The sequence below is a fragment of the Nocardia sp. NPDC049707 genome (genome assembly GCF_040674855.1).
In the GTDB taxonomy this organism is placed as follows: Bacteria; Actinomycetota; Actinomycetes; order Mycobacteriales; family Mycobacteriaceae; genus Nocardia.
In genome coordinates this window covers 79,883-102,656 of sequence record NZ_JBFANN010000028.1, presented here as the reverse complement: position 1 = coordinate 102,656, position 22,774 = coordinate 79,883, and the positions used below count along the sequence as shown (strand labels likewise).

The following is a 22,774-nucleotide window of genomic DNA, read 5'->3' as shown; positions in this document are numbered from 1 at the left end:
GGCCTTGCGGACGGCTTCGGCGAAACCGCAACTGGTGACCCGCGGCCACGGCAGCCTGCCGAGCCGGGATCTGCCCCGCACCGGCGGTGAGCACCTGGCCCATGGTTCGCCACCCTCGGACGCGAGACGGACCGCGAACGGGTCGCTCGTAAGACTCGCTCCGTTGTGGTCGGCGATGTGCGGATGGTTCAGCACCGAGTGCACGCGCGCCCGATGGTCGAGTCCCGCGCGTGTGGCGCATGCGCTTTGACGGCTCGGACGTGCGACGGGCCGGGGACGGGTCGCTCGTAAGACTCGCTCCGTGGTGGCCGGTTAGGGCGGGTTCGTTCGGCACCTGGTGCGCAAGTGTCGAGATTCGCGACCGTGCTTCGACGACTCGGCTGAGTCGATGGCCGCGCCTTCGCACGGACGCGAGACGGGCCGCGAACGGGTCGCTCGTAAGACTCGCTCCGTGGTGGCAACGAGGGCGGGGACGAGCCCACAGCCCATTGCACTCCATTCAGTGGTGATGGGCGCGGTCGAGGATGGCGGACAGATCGGACCGTAGGCGCTGGGCGTCGCGATCGATGACATTCACTGATCCTGCGTGAGCGTCGCCTCGCGTGATGGCGACCGCGAAACCCACCACAATCGCCATGCTTACCAGAAAAATAATCATGGCAGTAATTTTTCGCTCGGTAATTTACCGCCGAAAGTGGCTGTTCTGACATTGTCCGTAAAGATTCAGCCAGATACGCTGACTGCATGCTGTCCAAGGTCGCGGTGGTGCTCTCCGAGCGCCTGTCCATGTTCGAATTCGGCGTGGTCTGTGAGGTTTTCGGGCTAGACCGGACCGCGGACGGACTGCCCGGGTTCGACTTCAAGGTATGCGGGGCCGAGCCGGGGAAGCCGCTGCCGTCCGCGACTCCCGGTATCACCGTCACGCCGGAGTACGGGCTGGAGGAGTTGGCGAAGGCCGATCTGGTGGCGATTCCGGCCTTTCCCATATCCGCCGTCGAGCAGGGTCTTGATCCGCGGGTCGTCGACGCGATCCGGGCGGCGGCGGATGGTGGGGCGATCGTGCTCACCGTGTGTTCCGGTGCGTTCCTGGCCGGGGCGGCCGGATTGCTCAACGGTCGCACATGTACGACGCATTGGCGCCATGTCGATCGATTGGCGGAGCTGTTTCCGCAGGCCACGGTCGATCCCAACGTTTTGTTCGTCGATGAGGGCAATCTGATCACCTCAGCGGGGACGGCCGCGGGGATCGATGCCTGCCTGCATCTGGTGCGCCGGGAGATCGGCAGTTCCGTCGCGAATGCGATCGCGCGGCGGATGGTGGTGCCGCCGCAGCGCGACGGTGGGCAACGCCAATTCATCGAGCGTCCGGTGCCCGAATGCACCTCCGACAGTCTCAGCTCCACATTGCAGTGGATGAACGAAAACCTCGACCTGCCGCACACCATCGACGATCTGGCCGCCCGCTCGATGATGTCCACCCGCACCTTCGCCCGCCGCTTCGCCGCCGAAACCGGAACCACACCGGTGAAATGGCTGACCAATCAGCGGGTGCTGTACGCGAAACATCTGCTGGAGGACACCGACGAGGGCCTGGAACAGCTCGCCGCCCAAGCGGGCTTCGGGTCCGGTGCGCTGCTGCGGCATCACTTCCAGAAGGTCGTCGGTATCGCACCGAGCGAGTATCGCCGCCGGTTCGGGGGCGCTGAGGCGACCGAGCAGCGGGCCTGAGTCCGGCGGATTGATACGGTGCTGCCGTGTCGGACCGCTCATTCACCAGCAGCCGCGCGCACCGCATTCTCGTGCTCGGCGGCGCGCGATCGGGTAAGTCGGCGTTCGCGGAGGTGTTGGCGGCCGAGGTCGGCCCGGTGCGTTATATCGCCACCGCAGTACCCGATCCGGCCGATCTGGACTTCGCGGAGCGCATCGCCCGCCACCGGGATCGCAGGCCCGCGGACTGGGAGGTATTCGAAAGCGCCGATCCGGCAATGGCTCTCACCGCCGCTCCCCCGGCCGGAACCACACTGATCGACGATATCGGCACCTGGCTCACCGCCACTATCGACGCCCGAGACGCCTGGGAAGCACCGCGCGGCACCACCGCCCCCGATGCCGACGCCTTGGTCGCCGCCGTCGCCGACTATCCCGGCCGTTTGGTGATCGTCACCCCAGAGGTAGGCATGGGCGTCATCCCCGCCACCCACTCCGGCCGCCTCTTCCGCGATGAGATCGGCACTCTCAACCAACGCCTCGCGCAAGCTTGCGACGAAGCCTTTCTGATAGTCGCCGGTCTTCCCCTCCGCCTGAAGTAGCCGCGCGCTGATCCGGGGTGGGTGGTGCGGATGGGCGAGGGTGGCGGCAAGATTGGGCCGGATATGGACTGCGCGGTGTAGGAATGAATTGCCCCGACCCGGAAAGGCTCGATAGTGACAGACGGATTCGGACCGGTTGTGCCACCCGATGCGGGGGTTCGGGCGGCGGCAGAGCAGCGGCAGGCGCGGCTGACCAAACCCGGTGGGGCACTCGGGCGGCTCGAGACGCTCGGAAATTGGGTGTCGGCATGTCAAGGTGTGTGCCCGCCGAAGCAGTTCGAGCGGGCGCGGGTGGTGGTGTTCGCCGGGGACCACGGCATTGCGCGCCACGGTGTTTCGGCATATCCGAGTGAGGTGACCGCGCAGATGGTCGCCAATTTCCGCGGCGGCGGCGCGGCGGTGAATACGCTGGCCGCAGTGGCGGGCGCGACCGTACGGGTCGTCGATATATCCGTCGATGCCGATACCGATCCGCAGGTCGCCAAGTACAAGGTGCGGCGCTCGAGCGGGGCGATCGATCGCGAAGACGCGCTCAGCGCGGAGGAGATCCAGGCCGCGCTCGCCGCGGGCAAGGCGATCGCCGACGAGGAGATCGATACGGGCGCCGACCTGCTCATCGCGGGCGATATGGGCATCGGCAATACAACCCCCGCCACCGTCCTCATCGCGACCCTTACCGATACCGAACCGATCGCCGCTGTCGGCCGGGGTACCGGCGTGGACGATGCCGGCTGGATTCGCAAGGTCGCCGCGATCCGCGACGCCATGCGCCGCGCCCGACCGGTCGCCAAGGACCCGGTCGAACTGCTGCGGGTAGCTGCCGGTGCCGACTTCGCCGCCATGGCGGGCTTCCTCGCCCAAGCCGCGATCCGCCGGACTCCGGTCATCCTCGACGGCGCGATCGTCACCGCGGCCGCCTTGGTCGCCGATGACCTGGCCGCCGGTGCCAGTGCTTGGTGGCTCGCGGGCCACCGCTCCAGCGAACCCGGGCACGCCCTCGCCCTGCGCCACCTCCGCCTCGACCCCCTTCTCGACTTGGACATGCGTCTCGGCGAAGGCTCCGGCGCCCTGACGGCCCTCCCGATCCTCCGTGCCGCCGTAGCCACCCTCGCCGAAATGGCCACCTTCGCGGAAGCCGGTGTGAGTACAGCCGATTCGGCCGCCGAAGCCGAAGCCGAAGCCGGGACCGACATCGCCGACGAGGCGACCGTGCAACCGGACCTACGGAAATAGACAGTGGGCGCACACGCCGTCAGGGACGGTCGAGCCGTGCGCTCCCGGCCAGCGGACCGTGCTCTCGGTTCGAAGCGCCTCGACAATCGCCGTCAGCAGCCGACAATTCCGACCAGCGCGTCGTTGCCGACCAGTAGCAACACACGCAGCCGGCGACCAGCGAGCCTGGCACTCCGAGCTGACGGAGCCCTCAGCATGAACGGTGCGCGGCTCGCGATGCCCACAGCGGCTTCGTCCCCCGGCTCCGCCGCTGGCCACGGTCGAGCGATTACTCCCCACTCCGGACGGCGAGGATGAACGGTGTGCGGCTCGCGGTGTCCTGGCTGACGGTTTTGCCGGTGCGGGGACCGAACAGCGTCGACCAGGATGCGGCGGGACGGGCGATCGGGTTGGCACCGTTGGTGGGTGTGGGTCTCGGCGTTGGCGGGGTCGCAGCGTTGTGGGTGCTGGTGTGGTGTGGGGCGAGTGTGGCGGTTGCGGGCCTGGTGACGATTGCCGGGTTGGCGCTGGTCACTCGGGGGATGCATCTGGATGGGTTGGCCGACACGATGGACGGGTTGGGATCCTATGGTTCGCCAGAGCGGGCCAGAGAGATCATGAAGAGTGGCGGCGCGGGACCGTTCGGGGTGGCGGCGATTGTGTTCGCCGTTGGGACCCAAGCGTTTTCGTTAGCCGCGCTGGCACAGGCCGAACGTTGGTTCGCGGTGCTGCTCGCGGTAGCCGTCGGCCGAGTGGTGGTGGTCCTCGCGTGTCGGCGCGGCATCTCCGCCGCGCCCGACACCGGCTTCGGCGCCCTGGTCGCCGGGACCCAGCACCCGATCACCATCGCACTCTGGTGCGCACTCGCCATTATCGCGGGCGCACTCGCCGTGCCGGAGCAACGCTGGCTCGGTCCACTCGTTGTCCTTGTCGCCCTGGGTATTTCCGCCCTACTGGTCCGACATTGCATCCGCCGCTTCGGCGGAATCTCCGGCGACGTCCTCGGCGCGACGCTCGAGATATCCGTCGCCATCACCGCCGCCGGACTATCCCTGGGCGCCTGACGCGGCCAGCCGTACCACAGCATCGCCAGTTCTTCGCACCCGAGATAGCTGGCACGGTGCGCGCATTGTCTGGGTCAGGCAATACAGTGAACGGTATGTCTTCCGAGCGTCTGTATTTTCGTCAACTGCTGTCCGGTCGAGATTTTGCTGTGGGGGATCCGATCGGGACTCAGATGCGAAATTTCGCGTATCTGATCGGCGATCGGGAGACCGGCGAGTGTGTGGTGGTGGATCCGGCGTATGCGGCGGGTGATCTGGTGGATATCGCCGAGGCCGATGGGCTGCGGCTGACCGGGGTGCTCGCCACCCACCACCACCCGGACCATGTCGGCGGCACGATGCTGGGATTCACCCTGCACGGGGTGCGGGAACTGCTCGAAAAGACGAGCGTCCCGGTGCACGTCAACGCCGAGGAGCTGTCCTGGGTCGCCAATGTCACCGGCATCGCGCCGAGCGAACTCACCGGACATGAACACTGCGACAAGGTCAGCGTCGGCGCCTTCGATATCGAACTGCTGCACACCCCTGGCCACACCCCGGGCAGCCAGTGCTTCCTGTTCGACAATCGGCTGATCGCCGGCGACACCCTCTTCATCGATGGCTGCGGCCGCACCGACTTTCCCGGCGGCGACTCCGACGCCATGTTCCGCAGCCTGCGCTACCTGGCCGATCTATCCGGCGACCCGGTCGTCTACCCCGGCCACTGGTATTCACAGGAGCCGTTCGCCGCGCTGTCCACGGTCAAGGACGCCAACTACGTCATGCGCCCGCAAACCCTGGAGCAATGGCGCACCTTCATGCCCAGCTGACCCCACGAGCGGCGCCCGGCCGCGGCATTTCGCCGCAGTCACATGCCGCGCATCCACCCGTGGATATCGGCGAAGGTGCCGCGCTGGATTCCGGTCAGGGTGTCGCGCAGCGCCATGGTGACCTCGCCGGGTTCGCCACCGCCGACGGCGAACTCACCATCGGCGGAGCGAACCCAGCCGACGGGCGTGATCACGGCGGCGGTGCCGCAGGCGAAAACCTCGGTGATCTCGCCGGATTCGGCGCCCTTGCGCCACTCCTCGACCGAAATCTTGCGCTCCTCAACCACATAGCCCGAATCGGCGGCGAGGGTGAGCAGCGAATCACGAGTGACACCGGGCAACAGCGATCCGGACAGTTCCGGGGTGACCAGCCGCGCCTCGGAACCGGAGCCGAAGACGAAGAACAGGTTGTTGGTACCCATCTCCTCGACGTAGCGGCGCTCACAGGCATCGAGCCAGACGACCTGATCGCAGCCCTTCTCGGAGGCCTGTGCCTGGGCGAGCAGCGAGGCCGCGTAGTTACCGGCAACCTTCGCCTCACCGGTGCCGCCCGGTGCCGCCCGCACGTATTCGGTCGACAGCCAGACCCGCACCGGCTTCACACCGCGCGGGAAGTAGGCACCCGCAGGCGATCCCAGCAGCAGGTATTTGTAGGCGGAGGCGGGCTTCACGCCGAGCCCGGCCTCGGTGGCGATCATGAACGGCCGCAGGTACAGCGACTCCTCACCACCGGCTGCCGGCACCCAGCTGCTGTCGACCTCGAGCAGTTGACGCACGGATTCGATGAATAGCTCCTCGGGCAGTTCCGCCATCGCCATCCGGCGCGCGGACTTGCGGAAGCGCGCCGCATTCGCGTCGATGCGGAAGCAGGAGATGCTGCCGTCGCTCTGCCGGTACGCCTTCAGTCCCTCGAAGATGGCCTGGCCGTAGTGGAACACCATCGTCGCCGGATCCATCGCCAACGGCCCATAGGGCTCGACCCGGGCATTGCTCCAGCCTGCACCTTCGGTGTAGTCGATGGAGACCATGTGGTCGGTGAAGAACCGCCCGAATCCTGGTGCCGCCAGAATTTCCTGTACCCGCTGCGCCGGGGTGGGCGCGGGGTGCGGAACACGAGTGAACTGTGCGGCGACGGTCATGAGGCTGATCCTATCCGGCGCCGGTTCGCCGCGGTGCGCGTGTCGGCGCGCCGCGGGCATACACGCGCCGCCGACCGAGATTCCGCCGTGCAGGCGGGTCTGCGACTACTTGGTCTTGGTGTCGACGAACGGCGGGCGCACGACCTCGCACCGCAACCGTCGCCCACGGACATCGACCTCGACCTCGGCGCCGGGTTCGATCTCCGCGTCGGTATCGAGCAGGGCCAGGGCGATGCCGATCTGCAGCGTCGGCGAGAAGGTGCCGGAAGTGGTTTCGCCGACGGGCGCACCGTCACGCAGCACGGTCTGGCCCTGACGCAGCACACCGCGATCAAGTGCCTTCAGTCCCAACAGGATTCGACGCGGACCCGCCGACTTCTCCTGCTCCAGCGCGGCTTTGCCCCAGAATTCGGGCTTCTTCCAGCCGATCGCCCACCCGCACCGCGCCTGCACGGGCGAAATCTCCAGCGACAGTTCATGTCCGTGCAGCGGATAACCCATCTCGGTGCGCAACGTATCGCGAGCGCCGAGCCCGGCGGACTGCCCATCGTGCGCGCGGACCTGCTCGACGAGCGCGCGGAACAGCGGTTCGGCATCGGCCCACCGGGGCAGCAGTTCGTAGCCGTGTTCACCGGTATATCCGGTGCGGCAGACCCGAATCCGGCGGCCGTCCCAATCGGCGTCGGCGTAGGCCATGTACTCCATATCGGTCGGCAAGCCGAGTGCGGTGAGCACCGCTGTCGCGCGGGGTCCCTGCACCGCGAATACCCCGTACTCGCGATGCTCATCGGTCACCGTGATGCCCTCCGGCGCGACCTTCCGCAGTTGCGCGACCACCGCCGCGGTATTGGCGGCATTGGGCACCAGGAAGATCTCGTCATCGCTGACGTAATAGGCGATCAGATCGTCGATCACACCACCGTCGGGCGCACAGCACAGGGTGTACTGCGCCTTGCCCGGCCGGATCCGACCGAGGTCGTTGGTGAGCGCCGAGTTCGCGAACTCCGCCGCCCCCGCGCCGCGGATGGTGGCCTTGCCGAGGTGACTCACATCGAACAGCCCGACGGTCGTGCGAACCGCCTGATGTTCACCGACGGTCCCCGCGTATGAGACCGGCATCTCCCATCCGCCGAACGGCGCGAACTTCGCCCCGAGTTCGACGTGGACGGCATGGATCGGTCCTTGCAGCAGGTTCGCATCGGTCACCCGCCGAGCCTAGGGGATGGCAGTCGGCGGAGCCGACGGGGTGGGTAAGCACAGCCCGACCTTGCTGGGCCTCGCCGGGTACCGATGGACGCCCGCGACAGCGTTTATCAGATGACGTCGCGATGCGCCACCCGGAGCAGACCGAATAGCCTGGGCCCATGACCGATGTTGCAGATCGCTCGCTCGGACCGGACCTGGACCTGGTCGACACCATCAGCGCCGACACCGATGTATTGGTGATCGGCCTGGTGTCCGGTGACGACGGCCCGAAGATCGCCACCATGGAGGACGAATTCGTCGACAACATCCTCGCCCCGGATGTCCGCGCGGCGCTGCAGGAACAGCTGCGCGCCGTCGGCGCGAAGGGTAAGAGCGAGGAGCTCACCAGGATTCCCGCGCCTACGGGCCTCGGCGTGAAAAGCGTGCTCGCCGTCGGACTCGGCGCCGCCGACAAGATCGATGCCGAACAGATCCGCCGCTCGGCCGGTGTCGCCGGCCGTGCGCTGACCGGTGTCGGCCGGGCCGTGACCACGCTGTCGGGTCTCGAGGGCGGCATCGGCCCCGCCGCCGAAGGGTTCTTCCTCGGCGCGTACACCTTCACCGCGTTCAAATCCGAGAATGCCGACGACAAGCCGGACGAGCAGCCGGTGCGCAAGGTCGAACTGCTGGTCGGCGACCCGAGCGCGTCCTACCGCAAGGGCTTCGACCACGACCGGGTGATCGCCGAATCCATCGCAACCGCACGCGATTTCGTCAATACCCCACCCAGTCACCTGTATCCGGCCGAATTCGCCACCCGCGCAAAGGCTTTGGCCGAGGCAGCGGGCCTCCGGGTGGAGGTGCTCGACGAGCAGGCGCTCGCCGACGGCGGCTACGGCGGCGTGCTCGGCGTCGGCAAGGGCTCCTCGCGCCAGCCCCGTTTGGTGCGCCTGACCTACAACGGCGGCGACAAGAAGATCGCGCTCATCGGCAAGGGCATCACCTTCGACACCGGGGGCATCTCCATCAAGCCCGCCGCGAATATGGAAAATATGACCTCGGATATGGCGGGCGCCGCCGCGGTCATCGCCGCAACCATCGCCGCCGCCGAGCTGGAGCTACCGGTCACCGTGATCGCGACCGTGCCGATGGCGGAGAACATGCCCTCGGCCACCGCACAGCGCCCCGGCGATGTGCTCACCCAGTACGGCGGTAAGACCGTCGAGGTGCTGAACACCGACGCCGAGGGCCGCCTCATCCTGGCCGACGCGATCGTGCGCGCGAGCGAGGACGATCCCGAGTACCTCATCGACGTCGCCACCCTCACCGGTGCGCAGATGGTCGCGCTCGGCACCCGCACCCCGGGCGTAATGGGCACCGACGATTTCCGCGACCGCGTCGCACGACTGTCCCGGCTGGCCGGTGAAAACGGCTGGGCCATGCCGCTGCCCACCGAATTGCGCGCCGATCTGAATTCCAAGGTCGCCGATCTGGCGAATGTCGCACCGCACCGCTGGGGCGGGATGCTCTCGGCCGCGATCTTCCTCGAGGAGTTCGTCCCGGAGGGCGTGCAGTGGGCGCACCTGGACGTTGCGGGTCCGGCCTACAACACCGGCGGACCGTTCGGCTACATCGGCAAGGGCGGCACCGGCGTTCCGGTCCGCACCCTGATCTCGGTGATCGAGGACATCGCGCACGAAGAACCGTCCGGCGCGGAGTAACCGAATGTCGGTGCGGCGTCCGGATTCCCGGGCGTCGCACCGCGGTCCGCGAACAAATTGAACGAAAAGAACAGCCCTACCAGTCGCCCAAATCATGTTCCAGCGCCCGCTGGCGCTCGACCCGCTTGCGGGCGTCGAAGTCGCGCATCCGTTGCGGATAACCGGTTTTGCGGACATCGTAAACGGGAATCCGCAAATCTCCGGCTAGCCGCCGCGCGCCGCGTTCGCCGACGACCCGACGGGTCCATTCGCCGTCAGCCGCGATCAAGACGACAGTGACATCCGTCACGGTTGTCTTGGGCTCCACATAGCCTTCCACCCCGGTGTGGGTGCGCACCCACTCGGCGAGATAGCGGGCATCGTCACCGCTACCCGAACCCGCACGTAAACCGCCGCCACCCCGGGCCGCGCCGCCTCGGAAACGATCCAGCAAACCCAACGACGCCGACCTCCTTCCACCAGACCGAATGCTCGGCACCGGCCATTCCATATTGCCAGCCCCGGGTAGTTCGCTGCCCTGTGCTACACCTCTCGTGCGCGAGTGCAAGGATGGATCGCGGTACAAGAACCACACAGATCTCCGGTGCCACGCACAATGATCGGTGGCTTTCGGACACCCATCGCGACCCGCGGTGGGTGTCCGCAGTGAGATCAACTGTTGTAGAACCCGTCGAGCAGTCAGAGGAGTCAACGGACATGGCCTTCTCCGTCCAGATGCCGGCTCTTGGTGAGAGCGTCACCGAGGGAACGGTGACCAGGTGGCTGAAGCAGGAAGGAGACACGGTCGAGGTCGACGAGCCACTGCTCGAGGTCTCCACCGATAAGGTCGACACCGAGATCCCGTCGCCGGCGGCGGGTGTGTTGTCGAAGATCGTCGCAGCCGAGGATGACGTCGTCGAGGTCGGCGGTGAGCTCGGTGTGATCAGCGAAGCCGGCGAAGCGCCCGCGCCGGCCGCCGCACCCGCACCTGAAGCCGCACCCGCCCCGGCACCCGCCCCGGCACCGGCCCCCGCGCCGGCCGCCGCCGCTGCGGCCCCCGCACCCGCGGCTCCGGCCGCCGCCCCCGCCGCCGCGTCGGGCACCTCGGTCAAGATGCCGGAACTCGGTGAGTCGGTCACCGAGGGCACCGTCACCCGCTGGCTCAAGCAGGTCGGTGACCAGGTCGCCGTCGACGAGCCGCTACTCGAGGTCTCCACCGATAAGGTCGACACCGAGATCCCCTCGCCCGTCGCCGGCACCCTGCTGGAAATCTCCGCGCAGGAAGACGATGTGGTTGCCGTCGGTGGACAGCTCGGCGTGATCGGCAGCGGTGCCCCCGCGGCCGCCGCTCCGGCACCCGCCGCCCCCGCACCGGCCCCGGCAGCTCCGGTACCCGCACCTGCTCCGGCCCCTGCGCTGGCTCCCGCGGCCACGGCTCCGGCACCTGCCGCCCCCGCACCGGCCCCGGCAGCTCCGGCTCCCAAGCCTGCTCCGGCTCCGGCCGCCACGGCTCCGGCGCCGACCGAGGAGACCTCCGGCAACGGCGCGACCCCCTACGTCACTCCGCTGGTCCGCAAGCTGGCCGAGGAGAACAGCGTCAACCTCGCCACCATCTCCGGCTCCGGTGTCGGCGGACGCATCCGCAAGCAGGATGTGCTCGCCGCCGTCGAGGCCAAGAAGGCACCGGCTCCGGCCGCAGCCGCCCCCGCGGCAGCCGCACCGGCCACGAAGGCGCCCGCCGTGGCTCCGTCGCAGCTTGCGCATCTGCGCGGCACCGTGCAGAAGGCGAGCCGCATCCGCCAGATCACCGCGACCAAGACCCGGGAATCGCTGCAGACCACCGCGCAGCTGACCCAGGTGCATGAGGCGGATGTCACCAAGATCGCGGCACTGCGCAGCCAGGCCAAGGCCGCGTTCAAGGACCGCGAGGGCGTCAACCTGACGTTCCTGCCGTTCTTCGCCAAGGCAGTCGTCGAGGCGCTCGGCGTACACCCGAATGTGAACGCCAGCTACGACGAGACCACCAAGGAGATCACCTACCACGCCTCGGTGCACCTCGGCATCGCCGTCGACACCGAGCACGGTCTGCTGTCTCCGGTGATCCACAACGCCAGCGACCTGTCGCTGGCCGGACTGGCCCGCGCTATCGCCGATATCGCCAACCGCGCCCGCACCGGCGGCCTCAAGCCGGACGAGCTGGCCGGTGGCACGTTCACCATCACCAATATCGGCAGCCAGGGCGCGCTGTTCGACACCCCGATCCTGCTTCCGCCGCAGGCGGGCATGCTCGGCACAGGCGCGATCGTCAAGCGTCCGGTGGTAGTCACCGATGAGACCGGCAACGAGTCCATCGGCGTCCGGTCGATGTGCTACCTGCCGCTCACCTACGATCACCGCCTCATCGATGGCGCCGACGCCGGTCGCTTCCTGACCACGATCCGGCACCGGCTCGAGGAAGCGGCGTTCGAGGCGGACCTCGGTCTGTAATCGGAAAGGGTCGTCTGTCGCGCATGAAGGTGGTGATCGCCGGTTCGTCCGGGCTGATCGGGACAGCACTCGTCGCGGCTCTGCGCCGTGAGGGGCACGAAGTCGCCCGGTTGGTACGCCGCTCACCCAACGCGCCGGACGAATACCGCTGGGATCCCGCTCACGCCGATCTGGACGAGCGGGCCCTGCGGGGCGCCGATGCCGTGGTCAATCTCTGCGGGGCCAGCATCGGCAGGCGGCGCTGGAACGGCAGCTACAAACAGGAGCTGCGCGACAGCCGACTGACCCCGACCGATGTCCTGGCCAATGCGGTCGCCGCCGCTGGTGTTGCGGTGCTGGTGAATGCCAGCGGCGTGCACTACTACGGCGGCGCCACCGGCAATCGGGTCGTGGACGAAACCACCCCCGCGGGAACGGGTTTCCTCGCGACGCTCTGCCGGGACTGGGAGGCCGCGACCAGACCCGCCGTCGATGCGGGCGTGCGCACGGTGCTGCTGCGCAGTGCCGTGGTGCTGTCCCAGCACGGCGGCATGCTCAGCATGCTGCACCCGCTGTATTCGCTGGGGCTCGGCGGCCGACTGGGCGATGGACGGCAATACACGCCGTGGATCTCGATGGCCGACGAGGTCGGCACGATCATCTTCGCGCTGACCCATGACAACCTTGCCGGGCCGATCAACTCGGTCGGTCCGGCACCGGTCACCAATGCCGAATTCAATCGGGCACTCGGCCGCGTGCTGCACCGGCCGACCCCATTTGTGGTGCCCGCGTTCGCATTACGCGCGCTGATCGGCGAATTCGCCGAAGAGGCGATCCTGAACGGACCGCGCGCGATTCCGACGGCGCTGGAAGAGGCGGGTTATCAGTTCCAGCACCAGACGATCGGAGCGGCGCTGGCGGCCGCCCTCGGCCGCGATCACGACCATTGACGCGGCCCCCGAAGACCCACACGGAGAAGATCGATGACCGAGCTGGATACCCGCCCTGCCACCGTCATTCGTGACGCGCACGAGGGCGATCTGCCCGAGATCCTGATCATCCACAACACGAATATCGCCACCTCGACCGCCATCTGGGATCACGAGCTGGTCGATCTCGACAATCGGCTCGCCTGGTTCCGCGAGCGCACCGCCGCCGGGCTGCCCGTTCTGGTCGCCGATATCGGCGGTGAGGTCGCCGGTTACGCCAGCTACGGCCCGTGGCGGACCCGATCGGGTTACCGCTTCACCGTGGAGAATTCGGTCTACGTCGCCGACCATTTCCACCGCCGCGGTATCGCCAGCGCCCTGCTCACCGCGCTGATCGAGCGCGCCCGCCAGGCGGGCACCGTGCACGCCATGGTCGCCGCCATCGAATCCGGCAATACCGGTTCGATCGCGCTGCACGAGCGATTCGATTTCCGCACCGTCGGGGAACTGCCGGAGGTCGGCCGCAAATTCGGTCGGTGGATGGATCTGACGCTGATGCAGTTGACCCTGCCGATCGAAGCCGACTGAGCCGTGGTTACCTGCCCCATACCGAATTGAAGCGGTTCACGGGGCTGGAGCCCGCTTACCGGAGACAGTGCTTGTATCTGGTCGCACCTCGCGAACCAGCGCGCACACCGGCCCTCGATACCAAACCTGGCAACCCTGTGGCATCGCCCACATCAGGTTTGTTTATCGAATCGACACATTCAGCGTACCGTCATGGACGTGAACGACACGCGCACCACCTGGTCCGCGAGATTCGATACCACCCCGATCGTGGTCGAGGATCTCGGACTCATCGACTACCACAGCGCCTGGGACCTGCAGCGGTCGATCGCCGCGCAGCGGGCCCAAGGCCAAGGAGCAGACCATCTGCTCCTCCTCGAGCATCCATCTGTCTACACCGCAGGCCGTCGCACCGAGGCCGACGATCTGCCGATCGATGGCAGTCCGGTGGTGCAGGTCGATCGCGGCGGCAAGATCACCTGGCATGGGCCGGGCCAGCTCGTCGGCTATCCGATCGTGCGGCTGGCCGAGCCGGTGGATGTGGTCCAGTACGTGCGCCGGCTCGAAGAAGCCCTGATCACCGTGTGTACGGATCTCGGGCTCGACTGCGGCCGGGTCGAGGGCCGCTCCGGGGTCTGGCTGCCCGCCACCGAGCTCTACTCCGAGCGCAAGGTCGCCCAGATCGGCGTGCGAGTACAGCAGGGCGTCGCACTGCACGGCATCTCGCTCAACTGCAATTCGGCGCTCGACGGCTTCCAGGCGATCGTCCCGTGCGGCATCCGCGACGCCGGTGTCACCACGCTGACGCGTGAACTCGGCCGTGAGGTGACAGTGGCCGAAGTCAAGCCGCTCGTCGCCGATGCGATCACGCGCGCGCTCAATGGCGAACTCCCGGTCACCGCGCGCGATATCGTCCGCGCCGCACCGGTTGTGGGGCCTGCGAAAGCCGGATGAGTCGACTGCTGTCACATCGCCCGGCCCTGTGCGCGACAGTGACGGACTGCATCCAACGGCGGCGCACGGCAGGCGTAAGGTCGATCGAGTGACCTCAGCTTCAGCACCGGCAGGACGCAAACTGCTACGCATCGAGGCGCGCAACGCGGAGACCCCGATCGAGCGCAAGCCTCAATGGATCCGGACCCGAGCCAAGATGGGCCCCGAGTACACCGAACTCAAGGGCTTGGTGAAACGCGAAGGCCTGCACACGGTGTGCGAGGAGGCGGGCTGTCCCAATATCTTCGAATGCTGGGAAGACCGTGAGGCCACCTTCCTGGTCGGCGGCGAACAGTGCACCCGCCGCTGCGACTTCTGCCAGATCGACACCGGCAAACCCGCCGCACTCGATCGCGACGAGCCGCGCCGGGTAGCCGAAAGCGTGCAGGCGATGGGCCTGCGCTACTCCACCATCACCGGCGTTGCCCGCGACGATCTCGAGGACGGCGGCGCCTGGCTCTACGCCGAAACCGTCCGCGCCATCAAGGCTTTGAACCCGAACACCGGCGTCGAACTGCTCATCCCGGACTTCAATGCGGTCCCGGAGCGGCTCGCCGAGGTCTTCTCCACGCGCCCTGAGGTGCTCGCGCACAACCTGGAGACGGTGCCGCGCATCTTCAAGCGGATCCGCCCAGCATTCCGCTACGAGCGCTCCCTTGCCGTGCTGACCGCCGCCCGCGAAGACGGCCTGGTCACCAAGTCGAACCTGATTCTCGGCATGGGCGAAACCCCCGAGGAAGTCACCCAGGCCATGCGCGACCTGCACGAGGCGGGCTGCGACGTCCTCACCATCACCCAGTACCTGCGCCCGTCCCCGCGGCACCACCCGGTCGACCGCTGGGTCAAGCCGGAGGAATTCGTCGAGCACTCGCGTATGGCCGAGGAAATCGGCTTCGCCGGTGTCATGGCCGGACCGCTGGTCCGCTCCTCCTACCGCGCGGGCCGCCTCTACGCGCAGGCAATGGCCCACCACGGCCGCGAAATCTCCCCTGCCATGGCACATCTCGCCGAGGAGGGCACCGCCTCCCAGGAGGCCAGCTCGGTGCTGGCGCGCTTCGGCAGCTAGACCACGACTAGAGGTCCCCGCACACCTTCTGCTGGGTGTGCGGGGACCTTTGTCATTCCTTCCACGGTTTCCGCTCGGCAGGGCACCACGTCGTTGCGGACCAACTTCGATTTGGCTCGCCGACGATGTCGATGGACCACCGCCCCCTCGAATCAGCCGAGGACGTTCTTCAGTACGCCGAAAAGCACCAGTCCGATCAACACGACGGTGACCATCGAAGAGAACTTCATCCAGAGCAGACCAAGCCACCGCGGCGGTTGCGGACCGATTGCACCGACCGCCCGGGCCGTCGCCGCCGTGCCGTAGAAGACCGGCGTCGGCTGCCCTTGGCCACTGGAACCACGGGTATCCGCAGGCCCCGTATCCGAGGTCCACCCAGGGTGTAACTGATGCACCAGCGGGCCGGTCGGTTCCATCCGATGTCGGCAACGGCACAGCAATAGCCCTGTCCCCCTGGACAATCCGACGCGCGGACTCCACCGCTACCCGCGCCGCCAGTGAATCGTGACGACACCCCGTGCCGCGCGAGCATCCCCGCTAGAGCTGAAACGGCACCTGCCCATGTCCGACACACGGTTATCCGCATAACTCCGAGCTGAACCGCACGTGCACGCCACCCCACGCACACCTGAACACACCGGATCGCCCGATCTGCACACGCGACGGGACCGCTGGTGGGAAGCTCGAAGGACCGTAAGTGTCGACCGAGAAAGCGAGACACATGGTCGAGAAAGCGAGTGCGTCCGCAGGGACCAACGGTAAGGGTGCGGCGCAGCGGCCGGAGGACATCCGGAATGTGGTGCTGGTCGGGCACAGCGGGTCGGGTAAGACCACGTTGGTGGAGGCGTTGGCGTTCACGGCCGGCGCGGTGAATCGCGCGGGCCGGGTGGAGGACGGGACGTCGCTATCGGATTACGACGAGATCGAACATCGCCAGCACAGATCGGTGCAGCTGTCGGTGGTGCCGATGGTGTGGCGCGGAATCAAGATCAATCTGCTGGATACCCCCGGATACGCCGATTTCGTCGGTGAGTTGCGCGCGGGTCTGCGAGCGGCGGATGCGGCCCTGTTCGTCATATCCGCGGCCGAGGGTGCGGAGGCCGTGAGCGGTGCGACTCGCGCGCTGTGGGAGGAGTGTGCGGCGGTCGGGATGCCGCGGGCGATCGTGATCACCCACCTCGATACCGCACGCGCCGATTTCGAGGAGATGACCGAGACCTGCCGACTGGTATTCGGCGGCGTATCCTCGGAAAACGTTCTGCCGCTGCATCTTCCGGTGTACGGGCCGAAGAGTCCGGACGGTCATCGCCCGGTGACCGGATTGGTCGAGCTGCTGCCGCACTGCGTCGCGGACTACTCCTCCGGGGAGGAGGTCCAGCGCGAACCCTCCGCCGAGCAGCTCCCGCGGCTCGAGGAGGCGCGCAACCGGCTGATCGAGGGCATCATCGCCGAGAGCGAAGACGAAACCCTCATGGAACGCTATCTCGGCGGCGAGGAGATCGAGTTGGCGGCGCTGGTCGAGGACCTGGAACGCGCGGTCGCCCGTGGCAGCTTCCATCCCGTGCTGTTCGGCGCGCCCGCCCCCGAGGGCGCCAAGCAGGGCCTCGGCACGATCGAACTGTTGGAGCTGATCACCGGCGGATTTCCCACGCCATCAGAACACGCGGTCTCGGCGATCACCACCTCCGACGGTGCGGCGCCGACACCGCTGCACTGCGATCCCGACGGCGCGTTGGCCGCCGAGGTGATCCGCACGGCGTCGGATCCATATGTCGGGCGCGTCTCGCTGGTCCGCGTCTTCTCCGGCACCCTGCGCCCCGATGACACCGTGCACGTCTGCGGTCACGGGATGGAGGACCGCGGCCACGAAAGCCACGATGTGGACGAGCGCATCGGTGCCATCACCGCACCGTTCGGCAAACAGCAGCGCCCACTCGGCCAGGCCATCGCCGGTGATATCGCCTATGTCACCAAACTGAGTCGCGCGGAAACCGGCGACACCCTGTCCGGCACCGCCGCACCGCTACTGATCGAACCCTGGCAGATGCCGGATCCGCTGCTGCCCATCGCCATTCGCGCACACAGCAAGGCGGATGAGGACAAGCTCTCCAGCGGTTTGGCCCGGCTGGTGGCCGAGGATCCCGCGGTTCGGCTGGAACAGAATCCGGATACCCATCAGATCGTGCTGTGGTGTCTGGGTGAGGCGCACCGCGACGTCGCGCTGGAGCGTCTGCGCACCAGGTTCGGCGTACAGGTCGACGTGGTCGATCACAAGGTCGCGCTGCGGGAAACGTTCGCGGGCAAGGCAACCGGTAAGGGCAGGCACGTCAAACAGTCGGGCGGGCACGGACAGTACGCGGTCTGCGAGATCGACGTGGAACCGCTGTCGGGTGGTTCGGGCATCGAATTCGTCGACCGGGTAGTGGGCGGGGTCGTACCGCGCCAGTTCATTGCGTCGGTGGAGAAGGGTGTGCGCGCCCAGGCCGCGCGCGGGGTGGCGGCCGGGTACCCGCTGGTCGATATGCGCGTGACACTCTTCGACGGCAAGGCGCATTCGGTCGACTCCTCCGATGCCGCATTCCAGACCGCGGGTGCGCTCGCATTGCGCGAGGCCGCGACCACGGCCGGTATCGACCTACTCGAACCGATCGCCGAAGTATGGATCGTGGTAACCGACGATTACGTCGGTCCGGCTCTCGGCGATCTGTCCGGACGCCGCGGACGCGTCCTCGGTACCGAACCGCACGGCACCGGCCGCACCCGCATCCACGCCGAGGTGCCCGAACTCGAACTCACCCGGTACGCAATAGATCTGCGCTCGCTCTCACATGGCACGGGTGATTTCACGCGGTCGTATATCCGGCACGAGCCGATGCCGAATGCCTTGGCGGGCGCGGTCCGCGAACAGGCCAAGAAGTCGGGCTGAGAAGGAGCCGGGTGGTCAATCCAGAACGTTTCGTTGTCGATACCGAACATTTCGGCAAGATCGTGATCACGCGGACCGACGAAAGAGTGGTCACCACACCGGTATTCGACGATGCCATGGTGGTGACCATCGAGCGCATCGGTCCACGCACTCGTCAGCGGGTGCCTATCGGTACGCGCAACGCCAAGCGGCTGCGGGCATCGATCAACGACCGCCCCATCAGGTTGACGGTCGGGCGCGGGTATTTCTACCACCGGTGGTCCTATCGTGCGCTCGCCGAGGTGGATGGCAAGATCCTGCGGCTCCTGCCGACGAATCTGCACTCCAGTACAGTGCTGCTGGGCCAAAAACATCAGGCCGATCATGCGCTCGGCGAATTCACACTGACGGGAACGCACCACATCGAGGTGGTGTGGACATTGCCGTTCACCTCGCGCGATCACGGGGCAATTGTTCGCCAGCCCACCTTGGAGGACGCGCTCATCGCGTATGCGCTGGTGGTGGCATTCGGCTCCGGTGGTGTCTCGCTCCGGGAGATCGTCCATATGGTGCTCCCGATCTGAATTTCGGCTGCCGCTGCACGATTCGGGCTAGGTTGCCTTGCCGATATCCCGAACATCGACCGCCCCCGCGAATCGATCCGCGGCGCGGCGATCTCCACCGTCGGCTAGGCCGTCACAATCGGAGACGCCCGGTAACGGTCAACGCGAAAGTCATTAGTACAGAACCAATTAGCGCAACAAGCGAAATCTTCATGGCGCGGTGCGTCTAGCCGCGGTGTTGCAACGATCCCTAGAACCCAAGCGGACTCGGGAGGGGCCGCTTCAGTGGCCAGATGCGCTCTGCGCATCGCTTTGCACCCTTGGCGCCAACAGTGTGGTGGGTCAGTCGCTCGGGCCGTCTCCGACGCCCAGGTTGATCCGGTCGCGGATGGAACGCATGGCCTGGCGAAGTTCGATCGGCTCGACCTCGGTGATGTCTGCGTCGAAGGTCAGAAACAGTCCTGCCATGCCTGCCCAGGACCAAGCGCCCAGTGTGAGCCGACAACTGTCGTCCGTGTGGTGCTCGACTGTGGAGCCGCCGGGGGCGAATCGCGCAACGAGGGATGCGGGTAGCGCGATCAGTGCGGATCCGCGACATTGCCATTCGGCCGCGACATCGCCGCGGTCGTGCGTGGTCATCACGAAGTTCACGGGGTCTCCGTGCGGGACGGAGCGACGCTCGAAGGGCTTATGCGTGGGCGCGCCTAGCGTGAGGCGGTCGAGGCGCATGGCCCGCCATCGGTCCGCTGCGGGGTCGAAGGCGACCAGATACCAACGTGCTGCCCAGACCACGAGGTCGTGTGGTTCGAGAGTGAGCGTGACCGCTTCGCCATCGCCGGTGTACTCCACCTGGACGCGATGGCGTCTGCTGATTGCGGTGCCGATGGTGCGGACTATCTCAGCGTCGATGGGCGGCGCCGGGAACTCCCAGTAGTTCCGGGCCGACGAGACCGTGAACGCTTCGGCGTGCAGGCGGCTCCGTGCTGGCATCGCCTGATGCAAGGTGGTGAGCGCCCGAGTCGCGTTCTCCCGGATGCCGGACAGGATCGTCGGAACCGTTTGGAGAGCGACTGCGGCCGCTACGGCCTGGTCCTCATCGAAGACGACAGGAGGGAGTCGAGTGGCGAGGCCGAGCCGGTAGCCGCCTCCCGCACCACGCACGGCCTCGATGTCATAGCCGAGGTCTCTGAGGGTGTCGATGTCGCGCCGGACCGTTCGTAGCGAGACTCGGACGCGCGAGGCCAGCTCCTCGGCTGTCCGGGTCGCGCCGGTCCCGAAGATGGATAGCAGTTTGAGGGTCCGTGCGGAGGTGTCGGCCATACTCGATCCCTCTCATAAAGTGGTCACTCGGTGGCAACTATATCTGTCATTGTTGCCCGCGTGACCACTGCACAGAAACCCCCAGAGGGCATGACAGTCCCTCAACCGTCCCCAACACTCGTCGCCGGAACGGGCGCGAGCGTCGCGCTGCTCGTAGTGCTCTTCGCCTCGTTCATGGACCTGCTCGACGCGACGATCGTCACCATCGCCGCCCCTGCCATCGTCCAAGACCTGGAAGCGAGCGACGCTCAGATTCAGTGGACGATCGCGGCCTACGTCCTCGCGCTGGGTGCGGGTCTGATTACCGGCGGGCGACTGGGTGACCAGTCCGGTCGCAAGCGGTTGTTCATGATCGGGTTGGCCGGGTTCATGGTCACCTCCGCGCTGTGTGCGCTGGCCGCTGATCCAGGAATGCTCATCGGTATGCGCGCCGCCCAAGGGCTCGCAGCCGGCGCCATGGTTCCCCAGGTGTTCGGCATCATCCGCGCCTCCTTCGCTCCGGGCGAGCGTGCCAAGGCGTTCGGCGCCTACGGAGCCGTCCAAGGGCTCGCATCGATCGCCGGCCCCCTGCTGGGTGGGCTGCTTGTGGACGCAGACCTGTTCGGTCTCGGCTGGCGCACGATCTTCTGGATCAACGTACCCGTCTCGATCCTGGCGCTCATCATCGGCGCGAAGGTCTTGCCGGAATCTCGCGCCGCGTCGAGCGCACGACTCGACCTCTTGGGCGCCGTCCTCGCGGCCTCGAGCATCCTGCTGTTACTGCTGCCGATCATCCAGACCGAGACGTGGGGCTGGACATGGGTGAGCTACGTTCTGCTGGCTGCGGGAATCCTCGTTCTTGCGGCGTTCATCACCTACGAGCGCCGTCTGGCCGCTCGCGGGAACGAGCCCGTCTTCGACCCGGCGCTCCTGAAAATCCGAGCCTTCGCGGGCGGCCTCAGCGCCTCGGTGCTCTTCTTCGGAGGCATCGGCTCCTTCTTCCTGACCCTCTCCGTGTACTTGCAGAACGGAACGGGCCGCCCCGCCTGGGAGACCGGCCTAGTGATCCTGCCCTACGCGCTCGGGTCGATCATCACTTCCGGCCTTGGCGTCGCCCTCGCGGCCAAGGCCGGCCGAGTCCTGCTGATTGCCGGCGCGCTCGCCATCGCGGTCTCTCAGCTCGTGCTCTGGCTCATCGTCAAGGACGGCAGCGACCCCGGCTACTGGTTGCTCGCGCTCGCGCTGTTCATCGGCGGCCTCGGCCTCGGTCTTGCCGCGCCGATCCTGGTCAGCGTCGTCCTCGCCGGAGTTCCCGGACGGAACGCGGGAGCCGCAGGCGGCGTGCTCTCCACCGTCAACCAGATCGGCGGCGCGGTCGGCATCGCCGTCCTCGGCACGATCTTCTTCACCACCGCCACCGGATCAACGAACGGCCCACCGGCCCTGATCGACTACAGCAACGCGCTCAGTATCGTCCTGCTCGTCTCCGCGGGCCTCTACCTCTGCACCGCGCTGGTAATGCTCGCGCTCCCGAAGTCCGCCGCCGAATACACCGAGTAGGTCGGCCCATGCAGAGTGTCGGTGGGTCGGCTGGGCGTGACTCGATCTCGAGATCCGTTGTAGCGGGCGGCAAGGGTGGCGGCGCGGTCGCGCAGCCCGGCGCGCAACGAGTCGGGGGCGAGGACTTCGGCGTCGGTGTCGAGTTGCCATATCGCCTACCGCGTGCCGCAGGTCCTCGAAGGTCACGTCCAGGCGAACCCAACCGTCTGTTTCGGGTTCCTCGGCACGGACGGCCTGTGCGGTGTTCAGCAGTTCTTCCCGTCGCGTGGACTTGACCCCAACCGACACAGGATGTGGTTCTCCGAGAGGAACTGTGCACTGCGTCCGGCCCAGTTCGGTCGAGGTCGACCTGGGCCGGGTTCGGGGAGTTCCTCGGCGGCCAATCAAAAAACATGACACAAGGTGTCGTGATTTGTTGAAAGGCTTGTTTTGCGACGTCAAGGACGGCGGCTACCGAGCCGCCGGGCGCACACAGTCGCAACGATCGGAGTGGCAATGGAGCGAACAGCAGTCAACCCGGTGACATGGTCGCTGGAGATGGGGTTCAACCAGGATCGGCGACTGGCAGCGCGGCACGGTCTCACCATCGAGCACCTGCGCCGGTGAGGATGGACGAGCTGGACGCACGGTTGCAGCGGATCGGCCAACACCACTTCCGCGCCAAGTTCCGGCTGCGTGGCCGGGATCGGGCGATCGTTGACGCGCGCGGGATCGCCACCGTGCGCAGACACGCTCAGGAACTGATCGAAAGCAGGCTCGCCCCGACCGAACCGCGTAACGACGGCCGCCAGACGCCCTACCGGGGGCATCCCGTGTTCGTAGCGCAGCACGCCACCGCAACCTGCTGCCGCACTTGCCTGGAACGCTGGCACGGCATCGCTGCCGGTCGCCCGCTCGATGCAGCCGAGCAAGCGTACGTCGTCGAGGCGATCTGCCGATGGATCACAAGGCAATACGCTCCCCAGGATCCTCCGCCGTAAACATTCGGCGTCTGTTCCGACGCCCTGT

Annotated in this window: 21 protein-coding genes; 15 read left to right on the top strand and 6 right to left on the bottom strand. The window is 67.1% G+C overall.

Annotated elements, in window-relative coordinates:
• Positions 1–499 precede the first annotated feature (499 nt).
• Positions 500–637 (bottom strand): hypothetical protein, encoded by a 138-nt coding sequence (locus tag AB0J29_RS23845; protein WP_364790129.1) that lies wholly within the window; start codon positions 635–637, stop codon positions 500–502.
• Between the two features lie 107 nt (positions 638–744).
• Between AB0J29_RS23845 and AB0J29_RS23840 the strand changes: the two genes are divergently transcribed.
• From AB0J29_RS23840 to AB0J29_RS23820, 5 genes are all read left to right on the top strand, one after another.
• Positions 745–1,728: a helix-turn-helix domain-containing protein gene (locus tag AB0J29_RS23840; RefSeq protein WP_364790126.1), complete on the top strand. Its 984-nt coding sequence runs from the start codon at positions 745–747 to the stop codon at positions 1,726–1,728.
• A gap of 26 nt (positions 1,729–1,754) precedes the next feature.
• Positions 1,755–2,309, top strand: a complete 555-nt coding sequence (cobU, locus tag AB0J29_RS23835; protein WP_364790123.1) for a bifunctional adenosylcobinamide kinase/adenosylcobinamide-phosphate guanylyltransferase — start codon at positions 1,755–1,757, stop codon at positions 2,307–2,309.
• Between the two features lie 114 nt (positions 2,310–2,423).
• The gene (gene cobT / locus AB0J29_RS23830) at positions 2,424–3,542 is read left to right on the top strand and encodes a nicotinate-nucleotide--dimethylbenzimidazole phosphoribosyltransferase (protein ID WP_364790120.1); all 1,119 of its coding nucleotides are present in this window, start codon (positions 2,424–2,426) and stop codon (positions 3,540–3,542) included.
• 293 nt (positions 3,543–3,835) lie between these two features.
• Entirely contained in the window at positions 3,836–4,585 is a 750-nt protein-coding gene (locus AB0J29_RS23825; RefSeq protein WP_364790117.1) for an adenosylcobinamide-GDP ribazoletransferase, read from the top strand.
• A gap of 95 nt (positions 4,586–4,680) precedes the next feature.
• Positions 4,681–5,394, top strand: a complete 714-nt coding sequence (locus tag AB0J29_RS23820; protein WP_364790114.1) for an MBL fold metallo-hydrolase — start codon at positions 4,681–4,683, stop codon at positions 5,392–5,394.
• 38 nt (positions 5,395–5,432) lie between these two features.
• Here the strand turns inward: AB0J29_RS23820 and AB0J29_RS23815 are convergent, their stop codons facing one another.
• Positions 5,433–6,533, bottom strand: a complete 1,101-nt coding sequence (locus tag AB0J29_RS23815) for a branched-chain amino acid aminotransferase (RefSeq protein WP_364790111.1) — start codon at positions 6,531–6,533, stop codon at positions 5,433–5,435.
• Positions 6,534–6,638: 105 nt separating this feature from the next.
• Positions 6,639–7,739, bottom strand: coding sequence for a glycine cleavage system aminomethyltransferase GcvT (gene gcvT, locus AB0J29_RS23810; RefSeq protein WP_364790108.1), 1,101 nt, complete (start codon positions 7,737–7,739; stop codon positions 6,639–6,641).
• Between the two features lie 158 nt (positions 7,740–7,897).
• Here gcvT and AB0J29_RS23805 point away from each other — a divergent pair, with 158 nt between their 5' ends.
• Positions 7,898–9,439 (top strand): leucyl aminopeptidase, encoded by a 1,542-nt coding sequence (locus tag AB0J29_RS23805; RefSeq protein WP_364790105.1) that lies wholly within the window; start codon positions 7,898–7,900, stop codon positions 9,437–9,439.
• Between the two features lie 76 nt (positions 9,440–9,515).
• On the opposite strand, the gene AB0J29_RS23800 is transcribed toward AB0J29_RS23805, so the two are convergent.
• Positions 9,516–9,878: an oxidoreductase gene (locus tag AB0J29_RS23800; protein ID WP_364790102.1), complete on the bottom strand. Its 363-nt coding sequence runs from the start codon at positions 9,876–9,878 to the stop codon at positions 9,516–9,518.
• 257 nt (positions 9,879–10,135) lie between these two features.
• On the opposite strand from AB0J29_RS23800, the gene sucB reads away from it, so the two are divergent.
• The 5 genes from sucB (at position 10,136) to lipA (ending at position 15,439) form a co-directional block, all read left to right on the top strand.
• Complete coding sequence (gene sucB, locus AB0J29_RS23795; RefSeq protein ID WP_364790099.1) at positions 10,136–11,905, top strand: 2-oxoglutarate dehydrogenase, E2 component, dihydrolipoamide succinyltransferase; 1,770 nt, start codon at positions 10,136–10,138, stop codon at positions 11,903–11,905.
• Between the two features lie 23 nt (positions 11,906–11,928).
• Positions 11,929–12,834, top strand: coding sequence for a TIGR01777 family oxidoreductase (locus tag AB0J29_RS23790; RefSeq protein WP_364790096.1), 906 nt, complete (start codon positions 11,929–11,931; stop codon positions 12,832–12,834).
• A gap of 33 nt (positions 12,835–12,867) precedes the next feature.
• Positions 12,868–13,401, top strand: coding sequence for an N-acetyltransferase family protein (locus AB0J29_RS23785; protein WP_364790093.1), 534 nt, complete (start codon positions 12,868–12,870; stop codon positions 13,399–13,401).
• Positions 13,402–13,593: 192 nt separating this feature from the next.
• A complete protein-coding gene (lipB, locus tag AB0J29_RS23780) occupies positions 13,594–14,334 on the top strand; it encodes a lipoyl(octanoyl) transferase LipB (protein WP_364790090.1) in 741 nt (246 codons plus the stop codon).
• A gap of 88 nt (positions 14,335–14,422) precedes the next feature.
• Positions 14,423–15,439, top strand: a complete 1,017-nt coding sequence (gene lipA / locus AB0J29_RS23775; protein WP_364790087.1) for a lipoyl synthase — start codon at positions 14,423–14,425, stop codon at positions 15,437–15,439.
• A 152-nt stretch (positions 15,440–15,591) separates the two neighbouring features.
• On the opposite strand, the gene AB0J29_RS23770 is transcribed toward lipA, so the two are convergent.
• Positions 15,592–15,855: a hypothetical protein gene (locus tag AB0J29_RS23770; protein WP_364790084.1), complete on the bottom strand. Its 264-nt coding sequence runs from the start codon at positions 15,853–15,855 to the stop codon at positions 15,592–15,594.
• Between the two features lie 305 nt (positions 15,856–16,160).
• Between AB0J29_RS23770 and AB0J29_RS23765 the strand changes: the two genes are divergently transcribed.
• Both AB0J29_RS23765 and AB0J29_RS23760 read left to right on the top strand, forming a co-directional pair.
• Positions 16,161–18,365 (top strand): elongation factor G-like protein EF-G2, encoded by a 2,205-nt coding sequence (locus tag AB0J29_RS23765; protein ID WP_364790081.1) that lies wholly within the window; start codon positions 16,161–16,163, stop codon positions 18,363–18,365.
• An 11-nt stretch (positions 18,366–18,376) separates the two neighbouring features.
• Complete coding sequence (locus tag AB0J29_RS23760; protein ID WP_364790078.1) at positions 18,377–18,928, top strand: hypothetical protein; 552 nt, start codon at positions 18,377–18,379, stop codon at positions 18,926–18,928.
• A 321-nt stretch (positions 18,929–19,249) separates the two neighbouring features.
• Here the strand turns inward: AB0J29_RS23760 and AB0J29_RS23755 are convergent, their stop codons facing one another.
• Entirely contained in the window at positions 19,250–20,227 is a 978-nt protein-coding gene (locus AB0J29_RS23755; protein ID WP_364790075.1) for a WYL domain-containing protein, read from the bottom strand.
• Between the two features lie 60 nt (positions 20,228–20,287).
• Between AB0J29_RS23755 and AB0J29_RS23750 the strand changes: the two genes are divergently transcribed.
• Positions 20,288–21,766: an MFS transporter gene (locus AB0J29_RS23750; protein WP_364790072.1), complete on the top strand. Its 1,479-nt coding sequence runs from the start codon at positions 20,288–20,290 to the stop codon at positions 21,764–21,766.
• A gap of 608 nt (positions 21,767–22,374) precedes the next feature.
• A complete protein-coding gene (locus tag AB0J29_RS23745) occupies positions 22,375–22,746 on the top strand; it encodes a DUF4186 domain-containing protein (protein WP_364790069.1) in 372 nt (123 codons plus the stop codon).
• Positions 22,747–22,774: the final 28 nt, after the last annotated feature.

Excerpts from the sequence above, each read along its gene's own strand:
- AB0J29_RS23845 (WP_364790129.1), bottom strand. The coding sequence starts at position 637 with ATGGCGATTGTGGTGGGTTTCGCGGTCGCCATCACGCGAGGCGACGCT.
- AB0J29_RS23840 (WP_364790126.1), top strand. The coding sequence starts at position 745 with ATGCTGTCCAAGGTCGCGGTGGTGCTCTCCGAGCGCCTGTCCATGTTC.
- AB0J29_RS23825 (WP_364790117.1), top strand. The coding sequence starts at position 3,836 with ATGAACGGTGTGCGGCTCGCGGTGTCCTGGCTGACGGTTTTGCCGGTG.
- AB0J29_RS23820 (WP_364790114.1), top strand. The coding sequence starts at position 4,681 with ATGTCTTCCGAGCGTCTGTATTTTCGTCAACTGCTGTCCGGTCGAGAT.
- AB0J29_RS23815 (WP_364790111.1), bottom strand. The coding sequence starts at position 6,533 with ATGACCGTCGCCGCACAGTTCACTCGTGTTCCGCACCCCGCGCCCACC.
- AB0J29_RS23805 (WP_364790105.1), top strand. The coding sequence starts at position 7,898 with ATGACCGATGTTGCAGATCGCTCGCTCGGACCGGACCTGGACCTGGTC.
- sucB (WP_364790099.1), top strand. The coding sequence starts at position 10,136 with ATGGCCTTCTCCGTCCAGATGCCGGCTCTTGGTGAGAGCGTCACCGAG.
- AB0J29_RS23790 (WP_364790096.1), top strand. The coding sequence starts at position 11,929 with ATGAAGGTGGTGATCGCCGGTTCGTCCGGGCTGATCGGGACAGCACTC.
- AB0J29_RS23785 (WP_364790093.1), top strand. The coding sequence starts at position 12,868 with ATGACCGAGCTGGATACCCGCCCTGCCACCGTCATTCGTGACGCGCAC.
- lipB (WP_364790090.1), top strand. The coding sequence starts at position 13,594 with ATGGACGTGAACGACACGCGCACCACCTGGTCCGCGAGATTCGATACC.
- AB0J29_RS23770 (WP_364790084.1), bottom strand. The coding sequence starts at position 15,855 with ATGGAACCGACCGGCCCGCTGGTGCATCAGTTACACCCTGGGTGGACC.
- AB0J29_RS23765 (WP_364790081.1), top strand. The coding sequence starts at position 16,161 with ATGGTCGAGAAAGCGAGTGCGTCCGCAGGGACCAACGGTAAGGGTGCG.
- AB0J29_RS23755 (WP_364790075.1), bottom strand. The coding sequence starts at position 20,227 with ATGGCCGACACCTCCGCACGGACCCTCAAACTGCTATCCATCTTCGGG.
- AB0J29_RS23745 (WP_364790069.1), top strand. The coding sequence starts at position 22,375 with ATGGACGAGCTGGACGCACGGTTGCAGCGGATCGGCCAACACCACTTC.